This is a genomic window from Hymenobacter sediminis (genome assembly GCF_003231285.1).
Lineage (GTDB): Bacteria > Bacteroidota > Bacteroidia > Cytophagales > Hymenobacteraceae > Hymenobacter > Hymenobacter sediminis.
Map to the genome: position 1 here is coordinate 43,381 of NZ_QKNS01000009.1, position 18,954 is coordinate 62,334.

General features: G+C 57.7%; 13 protein-coding genes. 3 read left to right on the forward strand and 10 right to left on the reverse strand.

Annotated elements, in window-relative coordinates; genetic code table 11:
- Positions 1-20: 20 nt before the first annotated feature.
- From DNI29_RS20635 to DNI29_RS20680, 10 genes are all read right to left on the reverse strand, one after another.
- Complete coding sequence (locus DNI29_RS20635; protein WP_162303686.1) at positions 21-263, reverse strand: family 43 glycosylhydrolase; 243 nt, start codon at positions 261-263, stop codon at positions 21-23.
- Positions 260-484 carry a glycoside hydrolase family protein gene (locus DNI29_RS20640; RefSeq protein ID WP_110980043.1) on the reverse strand — a complete coding sequence of 75 codons (225 nt, stop codon included), beginning with the start codon at positions 482-484 and terminating at the stop codon, positions 260-262. Before DNI29_RS20640 ends, DNI29_RS20635 begins: the two co-directional genes overlap by 4 nt.
- Before the next feature lie 181 nt (positions 485-665).
- Positions 666-2,183 (reverse strand): RagB/SusD family nutrient uptake outer membrane protein, encoded by a 1,518-nt coding sequence (locus DNI29_RS20645; RefSeq protein ID WP_110980044.1) that lies wholly within the window; start codon positions 2,181-2,183, stop codon positions 666-668.
- Positions 2,184-2,252: 69 nt separating this feature from the next.
- Positions 2,253-5,399 (reverse strand): SusC/RagA family TonB-linked outer membrane protein, encoded by a 3,147-nt coding sequence (locus DNI29_RS20650; RefSeq protein ID WP_110980045.1) that lies wholly within the window; start codon positions 5,397-5,399, stop codon positions 2,253-2,255.
- Positions 5,400-5,683: 284 nt separating this feature from the next.
- A complete protein-coding gene (locus tag DNI29_RS20655) occupies positions 5,684-6,874 on the reverse strand; it encodes an MFS transporter (RefSeq protein ID WP_110980046.1) in 1,191 nt (396 codons plus the stop codon).
- 233 nt (positions 6,875-7,107) lie between these two features.
- Positions 7,108-8,238: a transaldolase gene (gene tal / locus DNI29_RS20660; RefSeq protein ID WP_110980047.1), complete on the reverse strand. Its 1,131-nt coding sequence runs from the start codon at positions 8,236-8,238 to the stop codon at positions 7,108-7,110.
- A 155-nt stretch (positions 8,239-8,393) separates the two neighbouring features.
- Positions 8,394-10,445 carry a transketolase gene (tkt, locus tag DNI29_RS20665; RefSeq protein WP_110980048.1) on the reverse strand — a complete coding sequence of 684 codons (2,052 nt, stop codon included), beginning with the start codon at positions 10,443-10,445 and terminating at the stop codon, positions 8,394-8,396.
- A gap of 211 nt (positions 10,446-10,656) precedes the next feature.
- Positions 10,657-11,661 (reverse strand): arabinan endo-1,5-alpha-L-arabinosidase, encoded by a 1,005-nt coding sequence (locus tag DNI29_RS20670; RefSeq protein WP_238388168.1) that lies wholly within the window; start codon positions 11,659-11,661, stop codon positions 10,657-10,659.
- Positions 11,662-11,734: 73 nt separating this feature from the next.
- Entirely contained in the window at positions 11,735-12,691 is a 957-nt protein-coding gene (locus DNI29_RS20675; protein ID WP_110980049.1) for a glycoside hydrolase family 43 protein, read from the reverse strand.
- A gap of 43 nt (positions 12,692-12,734) precedes the next feature.
- Positions 12,735-14,837: an alpha-L-arabinofuranosidase family protein gene (locus DNI29_RS20680; RefSeq protein ID WP_110980050.1), complete on the reverse strand. Its 2,103-nt coding sequence runs from the start codon at positions 14,835-14,837 to the stop codon at positions 12,735-12,737.
- A gap of 322 nt (positions 14,838-15,159) precedes the next feature.
- On the opposite strand from DNI29_RS20680, the gene DNI29_RS20685 reads away from it, so the two are divergent.
- The 3 genes from DNI29_RS20685 (at position 15,160) to DNI29_RS20695 (ending at position 18,952) form a co-directional block, all read left to right on the forward strand.
- Complete coding sequence (locus DNI29_RS20685) at positions 15,160-16,278, forward strand: LacI family DNA-binding transcriptional regulator (RefSeq protein ID WP_110980051.1); 1,119 nt, start codon at positions 15,160-15,162, stop codon at positions 16,276-16,278.
- Positions 16,279-16,347: 69 nt separating this feature from the next.
- The gene (locus DNI29_RS20690; protein WP_162303687.1) at positions 16,348-17,055 is read left to right on the forward strand and encodes a 3'-5' exonuclease; all 708 of its coding nucleotides are present in this window, start codon (positions 16,348-16,350) and stop codon (positions 17,053-17,055) included.
- Positions 17,048-18,952 carry a DUF294 nucleotidyltransferase-like domain-containing protein gene (locus tag DNI29_RS20695; protein ID WP_110980053.1) on the forward strand — a complete coding sequence of 635 codons (1,905 nt, stop codon included), beginning with the start codon at positions 17,048-17,050 and terminating at the stop codon, positions 18,950-18,952. Before DNI29_RS20690 ends, DNI29_RS20695 begins: the two co-directional genes overlap by 8 nt.
- Positions 18,953-18,954: the final 2 nt, after the last annotated feature.

Sequence of the window (18,954 nt, forward strand, 5' to 3'; positions counted from 1 at the left end):
GAGTTGGCGTGGTAAAGAATCTAACCCTCCTGCCCGTTTGCGGATTTAAAGAAAGAATTGTGGCCCGTGGAGTACGCCCGCCCCGCTGGGTTCGGCGCAAATACAGGGGTAGCTGATTTCTGCCAAGAGGCCGGCTGCATGGGGTCGGCGGTGGCTGCGGCAGTGAGCATGCCGAGGGCGTACTGGTCGGTTCCGCAGAAGCTGGCCGAATACACTAAAAACGTTTTGTCGGTGTACTTCAGAATCGCAAGGCCTTCATTCACGCCGAAGCCAGCGGCTTCCCAGTGGTACTGGGGTAGGAAAGCTCCACACGCAGCCCCTCCAATGTCCAGGGGTTACTCATGCGTGAGATGTACAAGCGCTGAATAATATCTACCCTGTTGCGACTCAACCAGATAAAGTAGCGTTTGTCGTTCTGCTCCAGCACCATGCCATCAATGGCCCAGTGGTCTTCCAGCGAGCTGAACAGACGGCTCTTATCCACTTAGCTACCCGTGGTAGGATCGGCGGCCGGGTTTTCTACCACCCAAGTGAGCTGCAAGCCCAGGTCGGTTCCGGCCGGACCCGTAGTATCTCGCATGAGTAAGAAGTAGGAAACGCGCTTGGCTGAAAGCATAACAGCCGCTCCAGTTGGCGCCCGGAACGGCTGTTGTAAGCGTGTTGTCTTAGAAACCAGGATTTTGCTTTAGATTACGGTCCACGTCGATGTCGGTCTGCGGAATCGGCAACAGGGCGTTGCGGGGATAAACGAAGTTGTTGAAGTCGGCGTCGCGGGCTTTGAGTTCGTTGAGGCCAGCCGGGGTTTCAAACAGGCCGTAACGCACCAGGTCGCTCCAGCGCATGCCTTCGCCGGCCAGCTCCGTTACCCGCTCGTGCCGCAACTGCGTCCGCAGGGTCGTTTGGTTAAAGTCGGCGGCATTGAGCGGCACCAACTGGACGCGCGTCCGCACTTGATTGATCAGGGCCACGGCGGCCGGCACCTGGTTTTGCTCATTCATAGCTTCGGCCTGCATCAGCAGCACATCCGCGTAGCGAATCAGCCGGATGTTGATACCCGAGAAGAAGTCCTCGAAGTTGCGGGTACGGTCGTTTTGGTACTTGCGCCACAAAATGCGGTTGGGGGCGATGTTGAGCCCGGCCGGTCCCACGAAAGCTTTGCCGTAGAGTGTGGGCGTGCCCACGGCGCTGAAAACCGTTGCGTCGCGTCGCGGGTCAACCCCCCCGGTCGTGGTCTTGTCCGTGAATTCATCGAACACCCAGCGGCGTACTTCCACGTCGGTGAACCCAATGCCGGGAGGGCCAAAGAACTGGGCCCGCTCGTTGCCTTCGGTGCCGCCGGGAATGTCTTGATCGAAGCTTTTGTTTACACCGGAAAACTGGACTTCATAGATAGACTCTGAGTTGTTCTCATTGGCCTCCGTGAAGTTGTCCTCGAAGTTGGGCACTAGCGCGTACTGGTTGGAGTTAATGACCTCCGCGAACTGCGCTGAGGCCAGGGCCCACTGCTTTTGTTGCATGTACACCTTGCCCATTAGGGCGGCGGCGGCCCCGCGGGTAGCCCGGCCTTTGTCGGCGGCGCTGTAGTCCTTGGCCAGGGGCAAATCGGGTTTGGCGGCGGCTAGGTCTTTTAGTATCTGTGCGTACACCTCGTTCTGCGTCACCTGTGAAACCCGGGTGTTGGCGTCGAACACCGTGATTACCAGTGGAATATTGCCGAACAGCAGGCCCAGGTCGTAGTACACCATCGAGCGCAGGTACAGGGCCTCGGCCAGGGTCCGCTTCTTCAGGTTTTCATCCATCTGAATTCTCGGCACGTTGGCCAGCACCTGGTTGCAGCGGAAAATGATGCTGTACATGTCGTTCCACATGAACTGCGACCGTTGATCGGAAGTGTTGACCTGGCGGAAAACCAAGTATTGGTTAAGGCCTGTATCAGGAGTGTTGGTGAATGATTCGTCGGAGCGACCTTCGGTGGCAAAATGCCAATACAGGCTGTAGTTGGAGAAAATCTGCTGGCGCGAATACGCGGCTATCATAGCCCGTAAGGCATCATCCTGGGTTTTCCAGAACTGTTCGGTGCTAGGAGCATTGGGATCTACTTTTTCCAGCAGGTCCTTTTCACAGCTGGTGTTCACCAGCAGGGCGCCGAGCAAGGCCAGCGTCGAGAATTTAGATATTTTCATGGGAATTAAGTCGAGAAATGGAGGAATGCGGGGCCTGAGAGCAGGCCGGAGGTTGGGCCATCCGATGGCTTAGAAGTTCACTTGCAGCCCGCCCGTGAAAGTGCGCACGTTTGGATAGGTCCCATCGTCGATGCCGCGGCCAAACACGCCATTGCCCGGCGTTTCCGGATCGAAGCCGGTGTAGTTGGTGAAGGTGACGATGTTGCGCCCCGTCACGTACACCCGCACGCTGCCCAGGCCCGGTACCACATTCGACACCGATTTGGGTAGGGTATAGCCCAACTGCACGTTTTTTAGACGTAGGTAGCTGCCATCTTCCACCCAGCGGGTGCTGATGCGCTCATAGTTTTTCACGGTGCCGGCGCCCCCGCCATATACTAGGCGAGGAGTAGTGTTCGAGCCGTTTTGCGGCGTCCAGGGCTCAATATCACTTCGGAAGTTGCCGGCCCCGTCCAGGATGTCGAGCGAGGCCCGCGTGGAGTTCAGAATGTCGTTGCCAGTTACGCCCTGCAGGAAAACACTCAAGTCGAAGCCCTTGTAGGCGGCCGTTAGGTTCAGGCCGTATTGTAGGGTAGGGAAGGGGTTGCCCACAAACTGGCGGTCCGTATCGAGGTTGATGGAGCCGTCGCCGTTGGTGTCCTCAAACTTCACGTCGCCAGGCTGGGCCAGGGGCTGAATGATGGTTCCGTTGGCGCTCCGATAGTTCTGGATTTCCTCCTGGCTTTGGAAAACGCCAATCATCTTCAGCAGGTATAGCCGACTGATGGGCTGGCCCACTGTGGTGCGGGTAAGCCCCAGGAAGCCCGGCACGTTGGGCTGCAACTCCGACAGGGCCAAGACCTTGTTTTTCAGGGTTGTCAGTGTCAGATCGGCGCCGTAGGTGAAAGCCGTGCGGTTCTCATGGTAGCCCAGGGCCAGCTCGAATCCCCGGTTTTCAATTTCGCCCAAGTTGGCGAACGGGTAGGCCCCCGCACCAGCCACACCTCCGTAGCCCGGCAACGGTGGGTTCACCAGCGCATTCTTGGTGCGGGAAATGTAGTAGTCGGTGGAAAGCGTCACCCGGTTGTCGAGCACGGCCATATCCAGGCCGAAGTTGGACGTGTAGCGCGACTCCCAGCGGATACCTCGGCTTTCAATGGACCTCTGAATGGCCCCATTCACGAGGGTTTGACCAGCGCCCAGGGGGTAGTAAATCGTTTGGTTGACGGTGGCCTGGTAGGCGTAGTTGCCTGCAGCGAATATCAGGTCGTTGCCGTTCACGCCGTAGCTGGCGCGCAGTTTCAGGTTATTAACGAAGGGTAGGGAGCTCTTAAAGAAATCCTCTTCGCTGATGCGCCAGCCCAAGGAGCCGGCTCCGAAGTTGGCGTAGCGCCGTTCCGGGTCGAAGCGGGAGGACCCGTCGCGGCGGAAGCTGCCCGTAACCAAGTAGCGCCCTTTATAGTCGTAGTTCAGTTGGCTGAAGTAGGAGCGCTTGGCATAGGCATCGAAGCCGCCAGTAACGATGGGGGCGCTGGCCGTGTTGGAAGCCCCGCTCAGCACGAAAAAGTATTGAGGCGACGACTGGAAGCCCGTGGCATTGGCCGTGGCGTTATCGGAGTCATACTTCTGCTCCGAGTAACCTAGCAGGGCCGTTACGTTGTGCTCACCAAAGCGCTTGTTGAAGTTCAGGGTGTTTTCTACGAGCGTAAACCGCTGGGTGCCCCGGTTTTCAAAGAGGTAGGTAGTGTTCGGGTTCGACTCGCCCAAACGAATATAGCCTTCCTTGCGAGCATTTCGGTCGTTGTAGTCATGCACTTCCAGACCGAGGTTCAGGCGGTACGAGAGGAAATCGAAGATGGAAAACTCGGCATTTGCGCTGCCCTGAATGCGGTTGTTCTTCTGGGTTCTGTTTAGAATTTCCTGGGCCCCGATGGGGTTCACGGAGTAGTTGAACAGATTAGCGCTGCCGTAGCCGTAGCCCCCAAAGTTGTTGGGGTTGTACACCGGAATGCCGGGTAGCTCGGTCAGCACGTCCACGAACGGCACTTCGTTGAGTAGAGTGGTATTGATGCGTGTGAGCAGGGCGCTCTGCCCCAACTTAAGCCGGCCTCGGGTAAAGCCGGAGTTTAGGCGCACGCTATAGCGCTCAAAGTTGGGTCCCTTCACGATGCCGTCCTGGCTGAAATATCCCCCGGAAATCAAAAAGTTGGTAGCGCTCTTACCTGAGTTGCTACCCCCGGAAAAAGACAAATTGTAATCTTGGATTTTGCCTGTTTGGAAAAACTCCTTCTGCCAATCAGTATCAATTGAATCTGTATAGGCCGGCGTGCCTTTCACGGCCCCCGGCGAGGGAGAGGGAATGCCAGCATTAATGGCAGCTTGGTTGGCCCAGTCGGCCCACTGACTGTGGTTGGCCAACTCGTACTTCTTATAAATGCTTTCTACCCCGGTGTAGCCGTTGAAGCTGATTTTAGGCTCGCCGCTCTGGCCGCGTTTGGTAGTAATCAGGATAACGCCGTTCGCCCCACGCGAGCCGTAAACCGCAGTCGAGGAAGCGTCTTTCAGAACTGTAGTCGATTCAATATCATTGGGGTTCAAATCCCGGATGTTGTCTGTCCACAGTCCGTCAATCACGTACAGCGGGTTGCTGCCAGAGCCCACCGTGCCTACCCCCCTAATCAGGATGTTGGGCACCGCGCCGGGGTTGCCCGCGCTTTCTACCTGAACGCCCGCTACCCGCCCCTGAATGCTCTGCGCCAGGGTCGGAACGGGGGTTTTGTTAGCTTCTCGGGTATCGAGGCTGCTGACGGCGCTTGTCAAGTTTTGGCGGTCCTGGGCCACGTAGCCTACCACCACTACCTCCGAAAGAGCCCGATTGTCGGGGGCTAGCGAGATACTGATAGACGTACGGCCGTTCACAGCTACTTCCTGAGAGGTGTAGCCTACAAAGGAAATCTGCAGAGTGGCATTATCGGGGGCGGTGAGGGTAAAGCGGCCGTCGGCATCGGTTTGGGTGCCGGTGGTAGTGCCTTTCACAATCACGTTTACGCCGGGCAGGCCCGCGCCCTTTTCATCTACTACCTGCCCCGAAACGGTAATGTCGGCCTGAGGCCGGGCCGTGAGGCGCTCTGTAGCGGGATTTGGTGCAGAAGCCACCGCCAATACTGGCTGTAAAGGAAGGCAGCAGAGCAAAGCCGGAATAGTGACCCGCGGCATTTTGGGTATGGACTTTTTCATGTACAGGGGTGTGGGAATTAAGGTGAGAAAACACAAACGATTGTGTTATTGATTATTCACAATCGTTTGTGTAGAGTGACACAAAAAAAGGCACGATTGAAAGACGGACCTGAGGAGAAGCTAAGGAAGGACTGCTGGGGAAGCCCTTCGAGCTATTAGGTGAGAGATTGAGTGAGTAAGATTACTGATTTGATAACAAACTACCAATAAAATATTGCAACTATTTTTTTAAATGTAAGCACTCGCTCACCCAGGGTTCCACACTGTATCTGTTATGTAGTAAGTTAATAATCAGATGATATGGGGTCGGGCTTAGGTAACTGATTGGGAGTTGGATTTGCTGATGCCCGGCTTGCTGCCAGCACTCCAATGGCCGCCCCCAGTCCCGCTACCACTGCAAACGACACGCGCAGATTAAAAAGCTCAGCCATCAGCCCAATCAGCGGCGGCCCTAACAGAAACCCGAGGTAGCCAATGGTGGAAACCATAGCCAGTGCAACTCCCGGCGAAACGGCGGTTGACTGCCCGGCTGCACTATAGGCTAAGGGTGTCACGGAGGCAATACCGAAGCCTACCAGCAGAAACCCGATAACCGAGGGGACAAAGGCGGGCCATACCACGGCAGTCAGTAAGCCCACCGTAATCAGGGCGCTGCTGATTTGCAGCATGCGGGTTGTGCCGAAGCGGTGGGTAAAGAAATCAGAGATAAAGCGGCCCAGGGCCATGGTACTCATGCAGGCCACGTAGCCCGCCGTCACGAGGGTAGCATCCGGGCGCACTACCTTCTGAAAGTACACCCCGCTCCAATCAAACATGCAGCCCTCGCAAAGCATGCCGCAGAACGCAATCAGGCCAATGCGGAGCAGGTAGGGCTCGGGGCGTCGCAACCCGGAACCCTCAGTCTCGGCGCCCACATCATGGGGCAGAGTGCGCTGGTGAGCCAGCACGGTGAAAATCAGGCCTACCCCCATGACCAGCAAGAAGTGCTGAAACGGAGTCTGCTGCCACCGAATGAGGACAGTACCCAGGGCGCCGCCTAGAAAACCTGCCAAGCTCCAGAGTCCATGAAAGCTAGCCATAATGGGCTGGCCGTAGGCTGCCTGCACGCCAATGGCTTGCGTATTAACGGAGATATTCAGCAGGTTACCGGCAAAGCCAAATAGTACTAAGCTGGCGGCCAAGGTCCAGAAATCGGTTGCCCAGCCCAGCAAGGGTAGGAAGCCAGCGTACAGACACGTAGCCATTAGTACCACCACCCGGCTGCCATAGGTGTGCACTAGCCAGCCAGCAATGGGTAGCGCTAGCATGGAGCCTACCGGCAAGGCTAGCAGCAATTTGCCCAACTCGCCCTCGCTCAAACCCAGTTTTAACCCAATGTCGGGGATGCGCGAAGCCCAGGATGCAAAGCACAAACCTGCCACGAAGAACAGCACGCTAACGGCCACGCGGCGCTGGCCAGAAGTAATTGCAAGCATAAGTAATACGCAAAACAACGGGGAGCCACCATAGTGGCTCCCCGTTAGTCATGGTCAGTCTGAATAAGGCAAGGAATTCGGGAAGTGCGCTACAAACAGCCAAAACAAGCTTGAACATGCTCAGCAGAGCGGGTACATCCCTACCCCTTGCTACTGCATAAAGGCTGCAAAAGGAAGCGAGAGATGCTTCAGCAAGCAGATGCCGGATTAAGCAGGATAATGGGTTATGGAAACTACGCCGTAGCGCCGGTCAGTGCCTCCTGGCGTTTCTGCTCTAGCACGTTCATCAGTTTGCCGAAGGGCTCCGTGAACTTCTTGGCGCCTTCCTGCTCCAGCTGGTTGGTAAGAGCCTCCAGGTCGAGGCCGAGTTCCGGCAGGCGGTCCAGCACAGCTACCTCTTGCTTGCTAGCCAAGCGGTTGGCAGGCTGGCCTTTGGCACGGTAGAAATCCAGGGTTTCCACTGGAATGGTATTTACGGTGTTCGGGCCGATGAGTGCTTCTACGTACTTCAGGTCGTCGTACTTAGGGTTTTTGTTGCCGGTGCTGGCCCACAGCAGGCGTTGCGGCTGCGCACCCTGGGCTTTGAGGGCTTCCCAACGCGGACCGGCGAAAATTTCCTCAAATACCTCGTAAGCGCGTTTGGCGCTGGCAATAGCTACCTCGCCCACCAAGCTCTGCGCTAGCTCTCCTTTTTCGCCGCCTTCGGCCGCCAGTTTTTCCAACATGGGGTCAATCAGCACATCGATGCGGGAGAGAAAGAAGCTGGCTACGGAGTCAAGGCGCTTTACGGAGCCGCCGGCTTTTACCCGGTCTTCCAGGCCGGCCAGGTAAGCTTCGGCCACCAAGCGGTAACGCTCCACGCTGAAAATCAGGGTCACGTTTATGTTCACGCCGGCCGCAATCAGCTGCCGGATGGCGGGCAGGCCTTCCAGCGTGGCGGGTACCTTAATCATCACGTTGGGGCGGTTTACTTCCTTCCAGAAGTGCAGCCCTTCTGCTACGGTGCCTTCCGTGTTGTTCACCAACTCCGGCGATACTTCCAGGCTGACGTAACCGTCGCCACCGTTTTCGGGGTGGTCATAGAGGGGGCGGAGCAGGTCGCAGGCTTGCTGCACGTCGGCCACGGCCAAGCGGGCGTAAATCTCATCGGCCGACAGACCTTCCTGGGCAAATTTGCGGATGTCTTCGGCGTAGTCGTCGGAGCCGGCAATGGCTTTTTCGAAGATAGCCGGGTTCGACGTCACGCCGCGCAGGCCGTCTTCGGTGATGAGGCGCTGCAGCTCTCCGTTATGGAGAATATTGCGGCGGATATAGTCCAGCCAGATGCTCTGGCCGAAATCGTGAATGGCAACTAAAGGATTCATATCGAGCGGGTGTTTCTGATTTCAGTACAATGAAAAAGTACATCATAGCTGAGCTTGTCGAGGCATCCCGCGTACGGCCGTTGCAAGAGTGCTCCTGACTTCAGCACGCGGAATGCGTCGACAAGCTTAGCATGGTGTTCCTTGTTTAAGCTGCTTTACGACAGCACTTCTTTCTTCTCTATTTCAGCGGGCTGGCCCTGCAGTACCCAGTTGGCCTGCTTTACCACGTTTTCTACCGAGAAGCCAAAGTATTCCATTACAGCCTCGCCGGGGCCCGATTCACCGAAGCGGTTCATGGCAATGACGGTGCCTTCATCAGTTACGTACTTGTGCCAGCCCAGGGGTGAGCCAGCCTCAATGGCTACGCGCTTGCGCACGGCCGAGGGCAGCACTTGCTGCTGATACGCCTTATCCTGCTTCTCGAACAACTCCCACGAAGGCATGCTTACTACGCGAGTTGCCACGCCTTGTTGCTGCAACGTTTCCTGCGCTTGCATAGCCAAGGATACTTCGGAGCCCGTGGCTAAAAGAATTAATTGGGGCTGGCCACCTTCGGCTTCGCTGAGGATGTAGGCGCCTTTGGCCACCCCCTCGCGGGCTGACCCATACTTCTCCTGATCCAAAACGGGTAGCTTCTGGCGCGACAAAATCAGGACCACCGGCGATTTGGGCGTGGTTAGGGCCACGCGCCAGGATTCTACGGTCTCGTTGGCATCGGCAGGGCGCAGCACTACAATGTTCGGGATGGTACGCAGGGCCGCTACCTGCTCTACGGGCTGGTGGGTAGGGCCGTCCTCGCCCAGGCCAATGCTGTCGTGGGTGAAGACGAAGGTAGCGCCCGACTCGGCCAGGGCCGTGAGGCGGATGGCGCCGCGCATATAGTCGGAGAAGGTCAGGAAGGTGCCGCCGTAGGGGCGCACACCGCCGTGGTGGGCCATGCCGTTCATGGCGCCGCCCATGGCGTGCTCGCGCACCCCAAACCAGATGTTGCTGCGCTCGTAAGCGCCCGGCTGGAAGCTGGCGTCGCCGCTGGTGGGCATTTCGTTGGAAGAAGCCAGGTCAGCGGAGCCCCCGAACAGGAAGGGTACCGTTTGCTTAAGCGCATTCAGGGCTTTGCCCGAGGCCTGACGGGTAGCCAAGGCGCCGTCGGCGGCCGTGAAAACCGGCAGCGAGGCATCCCAGCCTGCAGGAAGCTCACCCGCAAACGAAGTCCGGAACAGTTCCCACTCTGCTGGGTACTCCTGCTGGAACGCTTCTGTTTTCTGCTGCCATTCAGCCTGAAGCTGAGCGCCGCGCTGGCCGGCTTCGGCCAAGTGCGTGCGCACCTCTTCGGGCACTATAAAGGTGGCTTCGGGGTCGAAGCCGAAGAACTCTTTGGCTTTCTTTAGATTGTCGGGGCCTAGCGGTGAGCCGTGCACCTTGCTGGTGCCTTCCTGCGGGCTGCCGTAGCCGATGATGGTTTTCACGGAGATGAGGGAAGGCCGCTCAGTTTCCTGCTGAGCCGCTTTGATGGCAGCCTCAATTGCGTCGAGGTCGTTGCCATCGGTTACACGCTGGGTATGCCAGCCGTAGGCTTCAAAGCGAGCCAGGGCATCCTCGGTGTACGAGAGGTTGGTAGGCCCGTCGAGGCAGATGTCGTTGTCGTCGTAGAGGTAAATGAGCTTGCCCAGCTTCAGGTGGCCGGCCAGCGAGGCTGCTTCGGCGGCAATGCCTTCCATCAGGTCTCCGTCGCTGACAATAGCATAGGTGTAGTGGTCCTGCAGGGTGTGGCCGGGCTTGTTGTACACGGCGGCCAGGTGAGCTTCGGCCATGGCCATACCTACCCCATTGGCAAAGCCCTGACCCAGCGGTCCCGTCGTTACCTCCACACCGGGCGTCAGGTTCGACTCGGGGTGGCCAGGCGTTTTGGAGTGCAGCTGGCGGAAGGCTTTCAGATCATCCAGAGACAAATCATAACCATACAAGTGTAGCAGGCTGTATAGCAGGGCCGAGCCGTGGCCCGCTGACAGCACAAACCGGTCCCGGTTCGGCCACTTGGGGTCCTGGGGGTTAAAGCGCAGAAAGCGCGAGAACAGCACGTAGGCCATTGGCGCTGCGCCCAGGGGTAGGCCGGGGTGGCCGGAGTTGGCCGCCTGCACCATGTCCACCGACAACAGGCGGATGGTATTTACACTGAGGTCAGCGAGAGAGTTGGATGGCTTAGTCACGAAACGACAATAAAAAAGGTAGGAAAGATGCTAAGCTACGGCTTCAAAGTCCCGGAATACAGCCTTCAGATAAGCAGAAGGCTAGAAAAAGGACCGGTATCGATACCGTAATCGGTGCCGGTAGTCAACCTTTTAACGAGTAAGGTGGAAAGTAGATGTAGGCGCTGATACAGACAAACGATTGTGTTAAATCAATCCGTAGTCATTAGTGCTAAGGCTGCACCTTAGGCCAGCCGGCCTCGTCCCAGGCAAGCTTTTCTAGGCGCAGCTTGGAGCGGCCCTGGTCAGCGGCATCATAGCCGTGGAAAACCAGATAATCGGCGTTGTTGAAGGTGTAAACGGAGTTATGGCCCAGCCCGAACCAGTTCTTGTCGCCGGCCAGTACCTCGGTGCCGTCGCCTTGGTCGAGGGGTTTACCAGCTTTGTCTAGGTAGGGGCCCGTTACGTTTTTCGCGCGGCCTACCATAATCTTGTACGTACTCTGCGGACCGCGGCAGCAATAGTCGAAAGAAGTGAAGAGGTAGTAATACTCGCCTTTACGGAAGATGAACGGAGCCTCAATGGCGCCGTCGCCAGGGAGGGAGTCGTTGAGTTGGGGGCTGCGGGGGCGCTTAGCTACCGTGCGCCACTGCTCAGGCTGAGCCGGGGCTTTCAGATCGGGGGTGAGCTTCACCAGTTTGATGCCCTCCCAGAAAGAACCGAATGATAGCCAAGGGTTTCCGGCATCGTCCCGTATCAGGTTAGGGTCGATGGCGTTCCACATGTCGCGGCCCGGCACCGACTGTATCACGCGGCCGTGGTCGACCCACTTGAAATCTTTGGAGCTAGGGTCCAGGGTTTTGTTAGTGGCCAGGCCAATGCAAGAGGTGTTTTTGCCGAACGCGGAAATGGAGTAAAATAGCGAGTACACGCCGTTGTAGTAGGAAATATCGGGCGCCCAGATGTGGTTGTTTTTAAAGCCCGGCACGGCCTGGGTGGCCCAGGCAGGAGGGGTAGCAAAAACCGATTTCTCCCGCGTCCAGTTCTTGCGGTCCTTCGACGACCACACGGCAATACCCGGCCCCGTGCAGAACATGTAGTAGGTGCCGTTCTGTTGCGCCATGACCGGGTCGTGGGCCGGAATGAGCGGAGGGGCCGTCTGAGCCTGTGCCCACATTTCAAGCCTTGCCAGCAGCAGAGCCAACAGCACCAGCTTATTTACTAACCTGAAATACATAAACGATTGTGTGAGATTTGGTAGAATAGAGGTGGTAGGCAGCTAAGCCGTTCAGAACGCAACGCTGGTCCGGTTATTTGGCTGGTTTTACGCCCTCAGTGGTCATCTGCACCCGCTTCATCGTGCCGTCCTTGTTGTAGTAGAGGTAGTCGATGCAGACGGAGCGGCGGAAAGAGCCGCCATCGGTGGGAATGCTACCGTTGTGGTAGATAAAATACGACTTCCCCTTGAAGTCGATGATAGACTGGTGGTTGGTGTTGGAGTTGCCCGCCACTTCGTTCAAGAGGCCTTTAAACTCCCAGGGACCTTCCAGGCTGCGGCTCATGGCGTAGGCAATCTTCTCGGGAAACTGGTAGGCGTAGCTCAGGTAGTACCAGCCGTTGCGCTTATGAATCCAGGGGGCTTCCGTGAACTTGGGCAGGGTAGTCACTTTATTAACAGGGCCGTCCAGCTCCATCATATTAGGTTTCAGTTTGGCCCAGTAACAGTTCGTGTTGCCCCAGTAGAGGTAGGCCTGGCCTTTCTCATCCACAAACACCGTCGGGTCAATGTCGTCCCAGGTAATAGGACTGTCGGTCATGTTATTGGTGATGATGGCCGAGCCCCGGGCGTCTTTGAACGGACCGGTGGGGCTGTCGGACACGGCTACCCCGATGGCTTTGCCCGGAATGGAGCCGTGCTCCACCGCAGCGTACCAGTAGAACTTGCCACCTCGCTCAATTACCTGGGAGGCCCAGGCATCGGCCTTGGCCCAGGCAAACGCCTTCACGTTCAGGGGCGAGGGGTGCTCTTTCCAGTTTACCATATCCTGGGAGGAATAGCACAGCCATTCGTTCATCACGTAGCGTTCCTGCCGGGCCGGGGCCTCGTCGTGTCCGGCGTAAAGGTACACCGTGCCTTGGTGCACTAGGGCGGCCGGGTCGGCGGTGTACTTGTCTTTGATGATGGGGTTGCCGGCCGTCGGCTCGGGCACTGCCTGCCCCAGCGCCGCGGTGGGCGCCAGGGTAGCAGCGGCCGTAGCCAATAGCATACTTGCGAGCAGGGAGAGAGTCTTTGTCATGGTCTGCTGCTGCTTAGCGCTTGCCGGGAATGCGCAGCACCGTGAAGGAGTTCGGGGCCAGCGTGTAGGTTACATTAGATGACGACACTTTGAACGAAGCATCCTTGGGGGCTATGTTCATGGGCTGGTCCAGGCTGTTCACGGCGTTCAGGTCGGGGCTGGCCAGCACGGTGGCTTTACCAGTTTTGCCCAGCTTCTTCACGCCCTGCAGGCTCACGGTTATGGGACGGGCCGAGGCCGAGTAGTTAACCAGCTTTACCACGATTTCACCGGTTTTGTCGTCGGCCACGGCGCTGCTGAACAGGTTGTCCTGGCCGTTTTTGGCGCCGGCGCTGAGCTGTACCGGAAGCATAGTCGTGCCTTTGTTGAGCGAGAAGAGCTTCTGCACGTAATAGTTGGGCGTGCCGTAGGAGCGCAGATTATCAAACCAGATCATATCCGGGGTCCACTGCCAGGCATCTACGTGGGCCAGCATGGGAGCATACGAGGCCATTACCACCTTATCGGCGTTGCGCTCCAGGCCGGTCATGAAGGCCGCCTCGGAAATAGCCGTGTCCCAACTGTTTTTGTTGTCGGGGCTGCCGATGGCTACCGTCTGGGCGGCGTACTCCCCGGCGAAGATCTTGGAGCCAGTAGTAGGGTAGTTGTCGTAGCGGCCGGCGTTCTGGCGGAACCACTCCGGGCTAGCGTAATAGTGCTCGTCAATTACCTCGGCCTTCAGCTCGCGCAGGCGGGTAGTCGCTTTATCGAACAGGTCGCCATCGGGGCTCGGACCGGCGCTCGACACGATGTTGATGTTAGGATACTTCGCCTTCACGGCCTTCATGAACGGCTCGTAACGCTCCAGGTATTGCGGACCCCACTGCTCGTTCCCGATGCCAATGTATTTGAGGTTGAACGGCGCCGGGTGGCCCATGGCTACGCGCTTGGCGCCCCAGGGGCTGCTGGCGGGGCCATTGGCAAACTCCACTAGGTCCAGGGCGTCCTGAATAAATGTTTCCAGGGTCGGGTCATCGTCGTGGCTGTGGGCTTCAGCGGCATTGGGCCCGCCCGGCGCAGTGCTGCTGGTAACCGGAGCTAGCTCCGAGGAATTGAACTGACAGGCCATGCCTACGTTCAGAATGGGTACGGGCTCAGCCCCAATGTCTTCGGAAAGCTGGAAGTACTCAAAGAAGCCCAACCCGAAAGATTGGTAGTAATCGGGGGTAGAGCGGTGCTTGAACTCCATGTTCCAGCGGTTAATGAGGGGAACCCGTGCGGCCACGTCGCCGATGGTTTCCTTCCACTGATAGCGCTCCGAAAGAGTACGGCCTTCCACAATGCAGCCCCCGGGAAAGCGCAGGAAGCCGGGCTGCATATCTTTTAGCAGCTGCACCAAGTCGGTGCGCAGGCCATTCTCGCGGTTTTTCCAGGTGTCTTTCGGAAACAGAGAAACCACATCCAGATCCAATGTGCCCGCACCCTCCATCGTCAGCCGAAGCTGGGCTTTGGCGGCCGTGCCCGTGGGCTTGAGCACCACCGTGTACTTTTTCCACTCGTTGGTGAGTCCGGTAATCTGGGCTTGAGCCAGCGTTTTACCTGAGGTAGCAGCCACCGGGCCGGAGCTCTGGCGGCCCTGTTCCTCCAGGGTTACGTTCAGGCCACTTACGTTGCCTGCTCCGCGCCGCAAATACACCGAGAACGTATAGTCTGCGCCCTGCTTTACACCCATGCCCCGGAATCCTTCATTGATCAGGCCGGCATCGGGGTTAGCGCGGGCGGCCGTCAGGCGGGCAAAGTGGTTGTTGGTGGCGCTGATGGGTTTGTCGCTGACGACGGTGTAGGCCTGTAGGCCCGCGGCGCCTTTGATGGCATTCCAGCCGATAAAATGCTGCCCCTGGATTTCAAAGGACTTGTTCTTCACCAGCTCGGGGTACAGTCCGCCGTCGGCAGCGAAGTTGATGTCCTCGAAGAACAGCCCGTACATAACGGGCGAAACAGGTGCCCCCGGCTTGTTTACCTGCACGGTGAGGGTAGTGGGAGCGGTTTGGGCTAGGGCCGGAGCCAGGCCTAGGGTGCCGCACAGGGCCAGACCAGTAGTGAGCTGCGCGAATCGGGTGGGAGAAGATGTGGGCATAGAGCAGTGAAATGAGCAGATATGAAGATGCGGGAAGGCAAGAAATCCGACAAAAACCGATGGTTACCAAAGCACAGATGAGGCTGATTGGGTCTTTATGTCGGCACAATCGATTGTGTAAAGTAATAAGAAAAACTCAACAAGTTGGTGCTAAGTTCTAAAATGTGTTTCTTCAAAGTAGAGAGAAGTTGACCATCTGTAATGGTTATTTCTTATTTGTTTACCCCCGAATATGGCCTATAGCCAACATATTCAACGGTGCCCGCCTGAAAGAGTATAAATCATCTATCTTTACACAAAGCATTGTGTAGCGCCTTTAATTATGGCCCCTCGAAAAAAACAAGCCCCGGACTTAAATACTACTACCCCCGTTTCCATGGCCGACCTAGCCCGGGAGCTGGGCGTGTCCATGACCACCATTTCGCGGGCCCTGAGTGACCACCACAGCATTGGGCCCGCCATGAAGCAAAAGGTGCTCAAGCTGGCCAAGAAATATAATTACCAACCTAACCGTCTGGCTTCGGCCCTGCGCAAAGGCAAAAGCCAACTGCTGGGCATTGTAGTGCCGTATATCGAGGGCCGTTTCTTTCCTTCGGTGGTGCATGGCATTGAAACAGCAGCCAGTAAGGCGGGCTACAACGTTATCATCTGCCAATCGAACGAGGATGTGGCCCAGGAACGTCGCAACCTTGATATTCTGTTAAGCGCTCAGGTAGCTGGCATCTTGGTGTCGTTGTCGCGCACCACTCACGATTTCCGGCACTTCGAGAAAGTGCGGAGCCGGGGCCTGCCGCTGGTATTTTTTGACCGTATTGTGGAGGGCGACAACGTGAATGCCGTAGTACTCGACGACCAGGAAGGGGGCTACGTATCTACCCGCCATTTGCTGCAGCAGGGCTGCCGCCGAATTGCGCACCTGGCCGGCCCGCAACACCTGAATATCTACAAAAACCGCCGGCAGGGCTACCTCGATGCCTTGCGCGAAGCCGGTTTGCCCGAAGATGAAAGCTTAATTCACTACTCCGACATGGCCCAGGGCCAGGCCGCTGAAGGGTTGCGTCAGATGCTGACTTCGGCCAACCCGCCTGATGGGGTATTCGCAGCTGGCGACTATGCCGCCCTGGGGGCTTTGCAGGAAGCCCACCGGCAGGGACTGCGTGTGCCCGAAGACATTGCCATTTCCGGCTTCAGCAACGAAACCTTTACTACCGTTACCCAGCCGCCCATTACCACCATTGACCAGCGATGCGAAGAAATGGGCCAGGCCGCCGTGCGCTTGCTCCTGGAACTGATTGATGCTGATGGCCGGCCATTTGCGCCCCGGCAGGTAGCTTTGCGCCCCGAGCTGCTGGTGCGCAACTCATCGGCCCGCACGGAAACTGCCCCAACCAGCCCCGTGCGCGACCCTGCCGCTAAGTTTATGGAAGCTTCCGCGCAGTAAGCGCGCGTTTGCCACCGGCTGCTTTTTCGCGGCGGGCGCTCCTGTTCTTCCACCCAAGGCCCCTTCATAGTGCCGGAGTACTTTCTTTTTCTGGACACGGAAACGACCGGCCTACCCCGGCGCTGGGACCGACCCTACTCCGAGGAGCAGCAGTGGCCCTGCATTGCCCAGCTGGGCTGGGCAGTGTACACCGCCGAGGGCGAGCTGGTAAAAACCGATCAGGCCTACCTCCAGGTTCCGGCCCAACGCATGTCGGCTACGGCCGTAGCTATTCATGGCCTTACGCCAGCGTTTCTGCAGGAGCAAGGGCAGGCGCCGGAAACGGTGCTGGGCCGCTTGCTGCAAGATCTGGAAAGCTACCAGCCACGGGTTATCGGGCATTTCTTGCGGCTCGATTTTCACGTATTGGGAGCGGCGTTCAGCCGGGCTGGCTTGGCAAATCCGTTGCCTGCGCTACCCCAGTTCTGTACCATGGCTGCCACCTGGCCACCGCTGCCCGGCTCGCATCACCGCCGCCACCTGCGCCTTAATGAACTGCACGAGCTACTGTTCGGCGAGCCTATGGTGCGGCTCCACGATGCCTATATTGATGCCCTGGCCACTGCTCGCTGCTTTTTCGAGCTGCGCCGGCGAGGGCTGATTTCTTCTGAAAAGCTTGTCGGCCAACCCCCGCTGGTGGTGCCTGAGGCCGGCCATTTCCCGAAAGTGTGGCCTTGGGTAGCCCTGGTAGTGGCGGGCCTGCTGTTGTATCTTCTATTCTGGCTTGTATATGGATAATCGTTTGGCTTTTCTGCGTACTGTTGCCCCGTTTGACCGCCTGCCTGAAGAAGTGCTGGAAGGGGTAGTAACCTTACTGCAGGAAGTAGAGCACCCCCGCGAAACGATGCTCTACCAGCAGGATACCTCCAAGGTGCGCAGCCTCGATATTATTGTGGAGGGCGCGTACGAAACGTTCTTCTTCGACAGCGAGCAGCACAAACGCCTCCCTGAGGTGTATGGGCCCGGCACCTGCTACGGAGGTATGTCTATTCTGCTCAATAAGAAACGCTCCTTGCGCACGGTAATGGTGCGCAAAGGCACCCGCGTTCTGCAGCTGCCCCGCCGCGACTTTCGGGCCTTGTGCCAAGCCTACGAGTCGTTTTTTCACTACTTCACGGCCCGCTATGGAGAGCGGATGCTCAACGAGGAGTTTGCGCACTTCGTGAAGCCCGTAAACCCACCGGAGCAGAACTTTCTGGTGGCCGATCAGCTGTTTTCGCGCCGCATTAGCACTCTGGAGGTGCGCGAGCTGGTAACCTGCCCCGCCAGCCTGCCCATTTTTGAAGCCGCCCGCCGCATGGCTGCCGCCAAAGTCAGCTGCCTTTTCGTGACGGATACAGCTACCCAAGCCATTGTGGGCTACTGCACCGATATTACCCTGCGCGACTCAGTGGTGGCGCAGTGCCGGGATGCCCGGCAGCCAGTAGGGGAGGTAGCGGCCACTCCGCTGGTGTCCATCTCCAGTGAGGCCTTTGTGTATGAGGCTATCTTGCTGATGTTCCAAACCAAAACGCGCTACCTGCTGGTGGAGCGGGAGGGGGAGTATGCGGGGTTTTTGAGTCGCAACAAGCTACTCAGCGACCTGGCCCAGTCGCCGTTTATGTTTATTCAGGCTGTGAAGCTGGCCCAGGGCAGCCGGGAGTTGAAGCGCCGCTGGGAAATGGTGCCCGATATCGTGAACCAGCTGCTCAGCCGCGGGGTAAAGGCCGACATCGTCAACCAGGTGATCAGCACCGTGGCCGATACCATTGCCCTGAAAGTTATTGAGAACGTGCTGGCTGAGTTGGGCCCGGCCCCGGCCAAGTTCGTGTTTATGGTGCTGGGCAGTGAGGGCCGCAAAGAGCAAACCCTGCTCACTGACCAGGACAACGCCATCATCTACGAAGACAAGGCCAATGAGCAACGCGAACTGGTGCGGGAATACTTTCTGCGCTTCGCCACGGCTGTGTCCGATCAGCTCAACCACATCGGGCTGCACTTCTGCACCGGCGGCTTCATGGCCAAAAACCCGAAGTGGACCCATTCCCTTTCGCACTGGAAGCGCAACTACCACCAGTGGATGAGCGAGTCGAACCCGGAAACGGTAATGCAGTTCGCTACCTTCTTCGACTGCCGTTACCTCTACGGCGAGGCCAGCCTGATGCACGAGCTGCAGGACTTCCTGAGCCAGGAGCTGGCCCAACCCCTGGACCGTTTCCTGTTCTTCATGGCCAAAAATGCCCTGCAGTATGAGGCCCCACTCACGTTCTTCCGCAATATCCGCACCTTCGCGCAGGGCGACCAGCAGGTATTCGACCTGAAAAAAACCATGGCGCCTATTGTGGATCTGGTGCGGGTGTTTGCTCTTAAAAACCAGATTTTCAAGACCAATACCGGCGAGCGGCTGGCCCAGCTGCGCGAGCGGGGCGTGTTCAAGGAAAAGGAATACCAGGAGCTGCTGCAGGCCTACTACTACCTCATGGGCATGCGCCTGCAAAAGCAGGCCCGCCAGCTCATTAACGACCGCACTACCCCCACCAACTACGTGGACCCTACCACCCTCACGCAGGTAGAGCAAGTTACGCTCAAGGAAATCTTCAAGGTAATCAGCGACTTCCAGCTGAAGATCAGGGTCAGCTTCACGAAGTCGTTGTAGCG

Coding starts and splice junctions, on each gene's coding strand:
- DNI29_RS20645 (WP_110980044.1), bottom strand. CDS start 2,183: ATGAAAATATCTAAATTCTCGACGCTGGCCTTGCTCGGCGCCCTGCTG.
- DNI29_RS20650 (WP_110980045.1), bottom strand. CDS start 5,399: ATGAAAAAGTCCATACCCAAAATGCCGCGGGTCACTATTCCGGCTTTG.
- DNI29_RS20655 (WP_110980046.1), bottom strand. CDS start 6,874: ATGCTTGCAATTACTTCTGGCCAGCGCCGCGTGGCCGTTAGCGTGCTG.
- tal (WP_110980047.1), bottom strand. CDS start 8,238: ATGAATCCTTTAGTTGCCATTCACGATTTCGGCCAGAGCATCTGGCTG.
- DNI29_RS20670 (WP_238388168.1), bottom strand. CDS start 11,661: ATGTATTTCAGGTTAGTAAATAAGCTGGTGCTGTTGGCTCTGCTGCTG.
- DNI29_RS20675 (WP_110980049.1), bottom strand. CDS start 12,691: ATGCTATTGGCTACGGCCGCTGCTACCCTGGCGCCCACCGCGGCGCTG.
- DNI29_RS20680 (WP_110980050.1), bottom strand. CDS start 14,837: ATGCCCACATCTTCTCCCACCCGATTCGCGCAGCTCACTACTGGTCTG.
- DNI29_RS20685 (WP_110980051.1), top strand. CDS start 15,160: ATGGCCCCTCGAAAAAAACAAGCCCCGGACTTAAATACTACTACCCCC.
- DNI29_RS20695 (WP_110980053.1), top strand. CDS start 17,048: ATGGATAATCGTTTGGCTTTTCTGCGTACTGTTGCCCCGTTTGACCGC.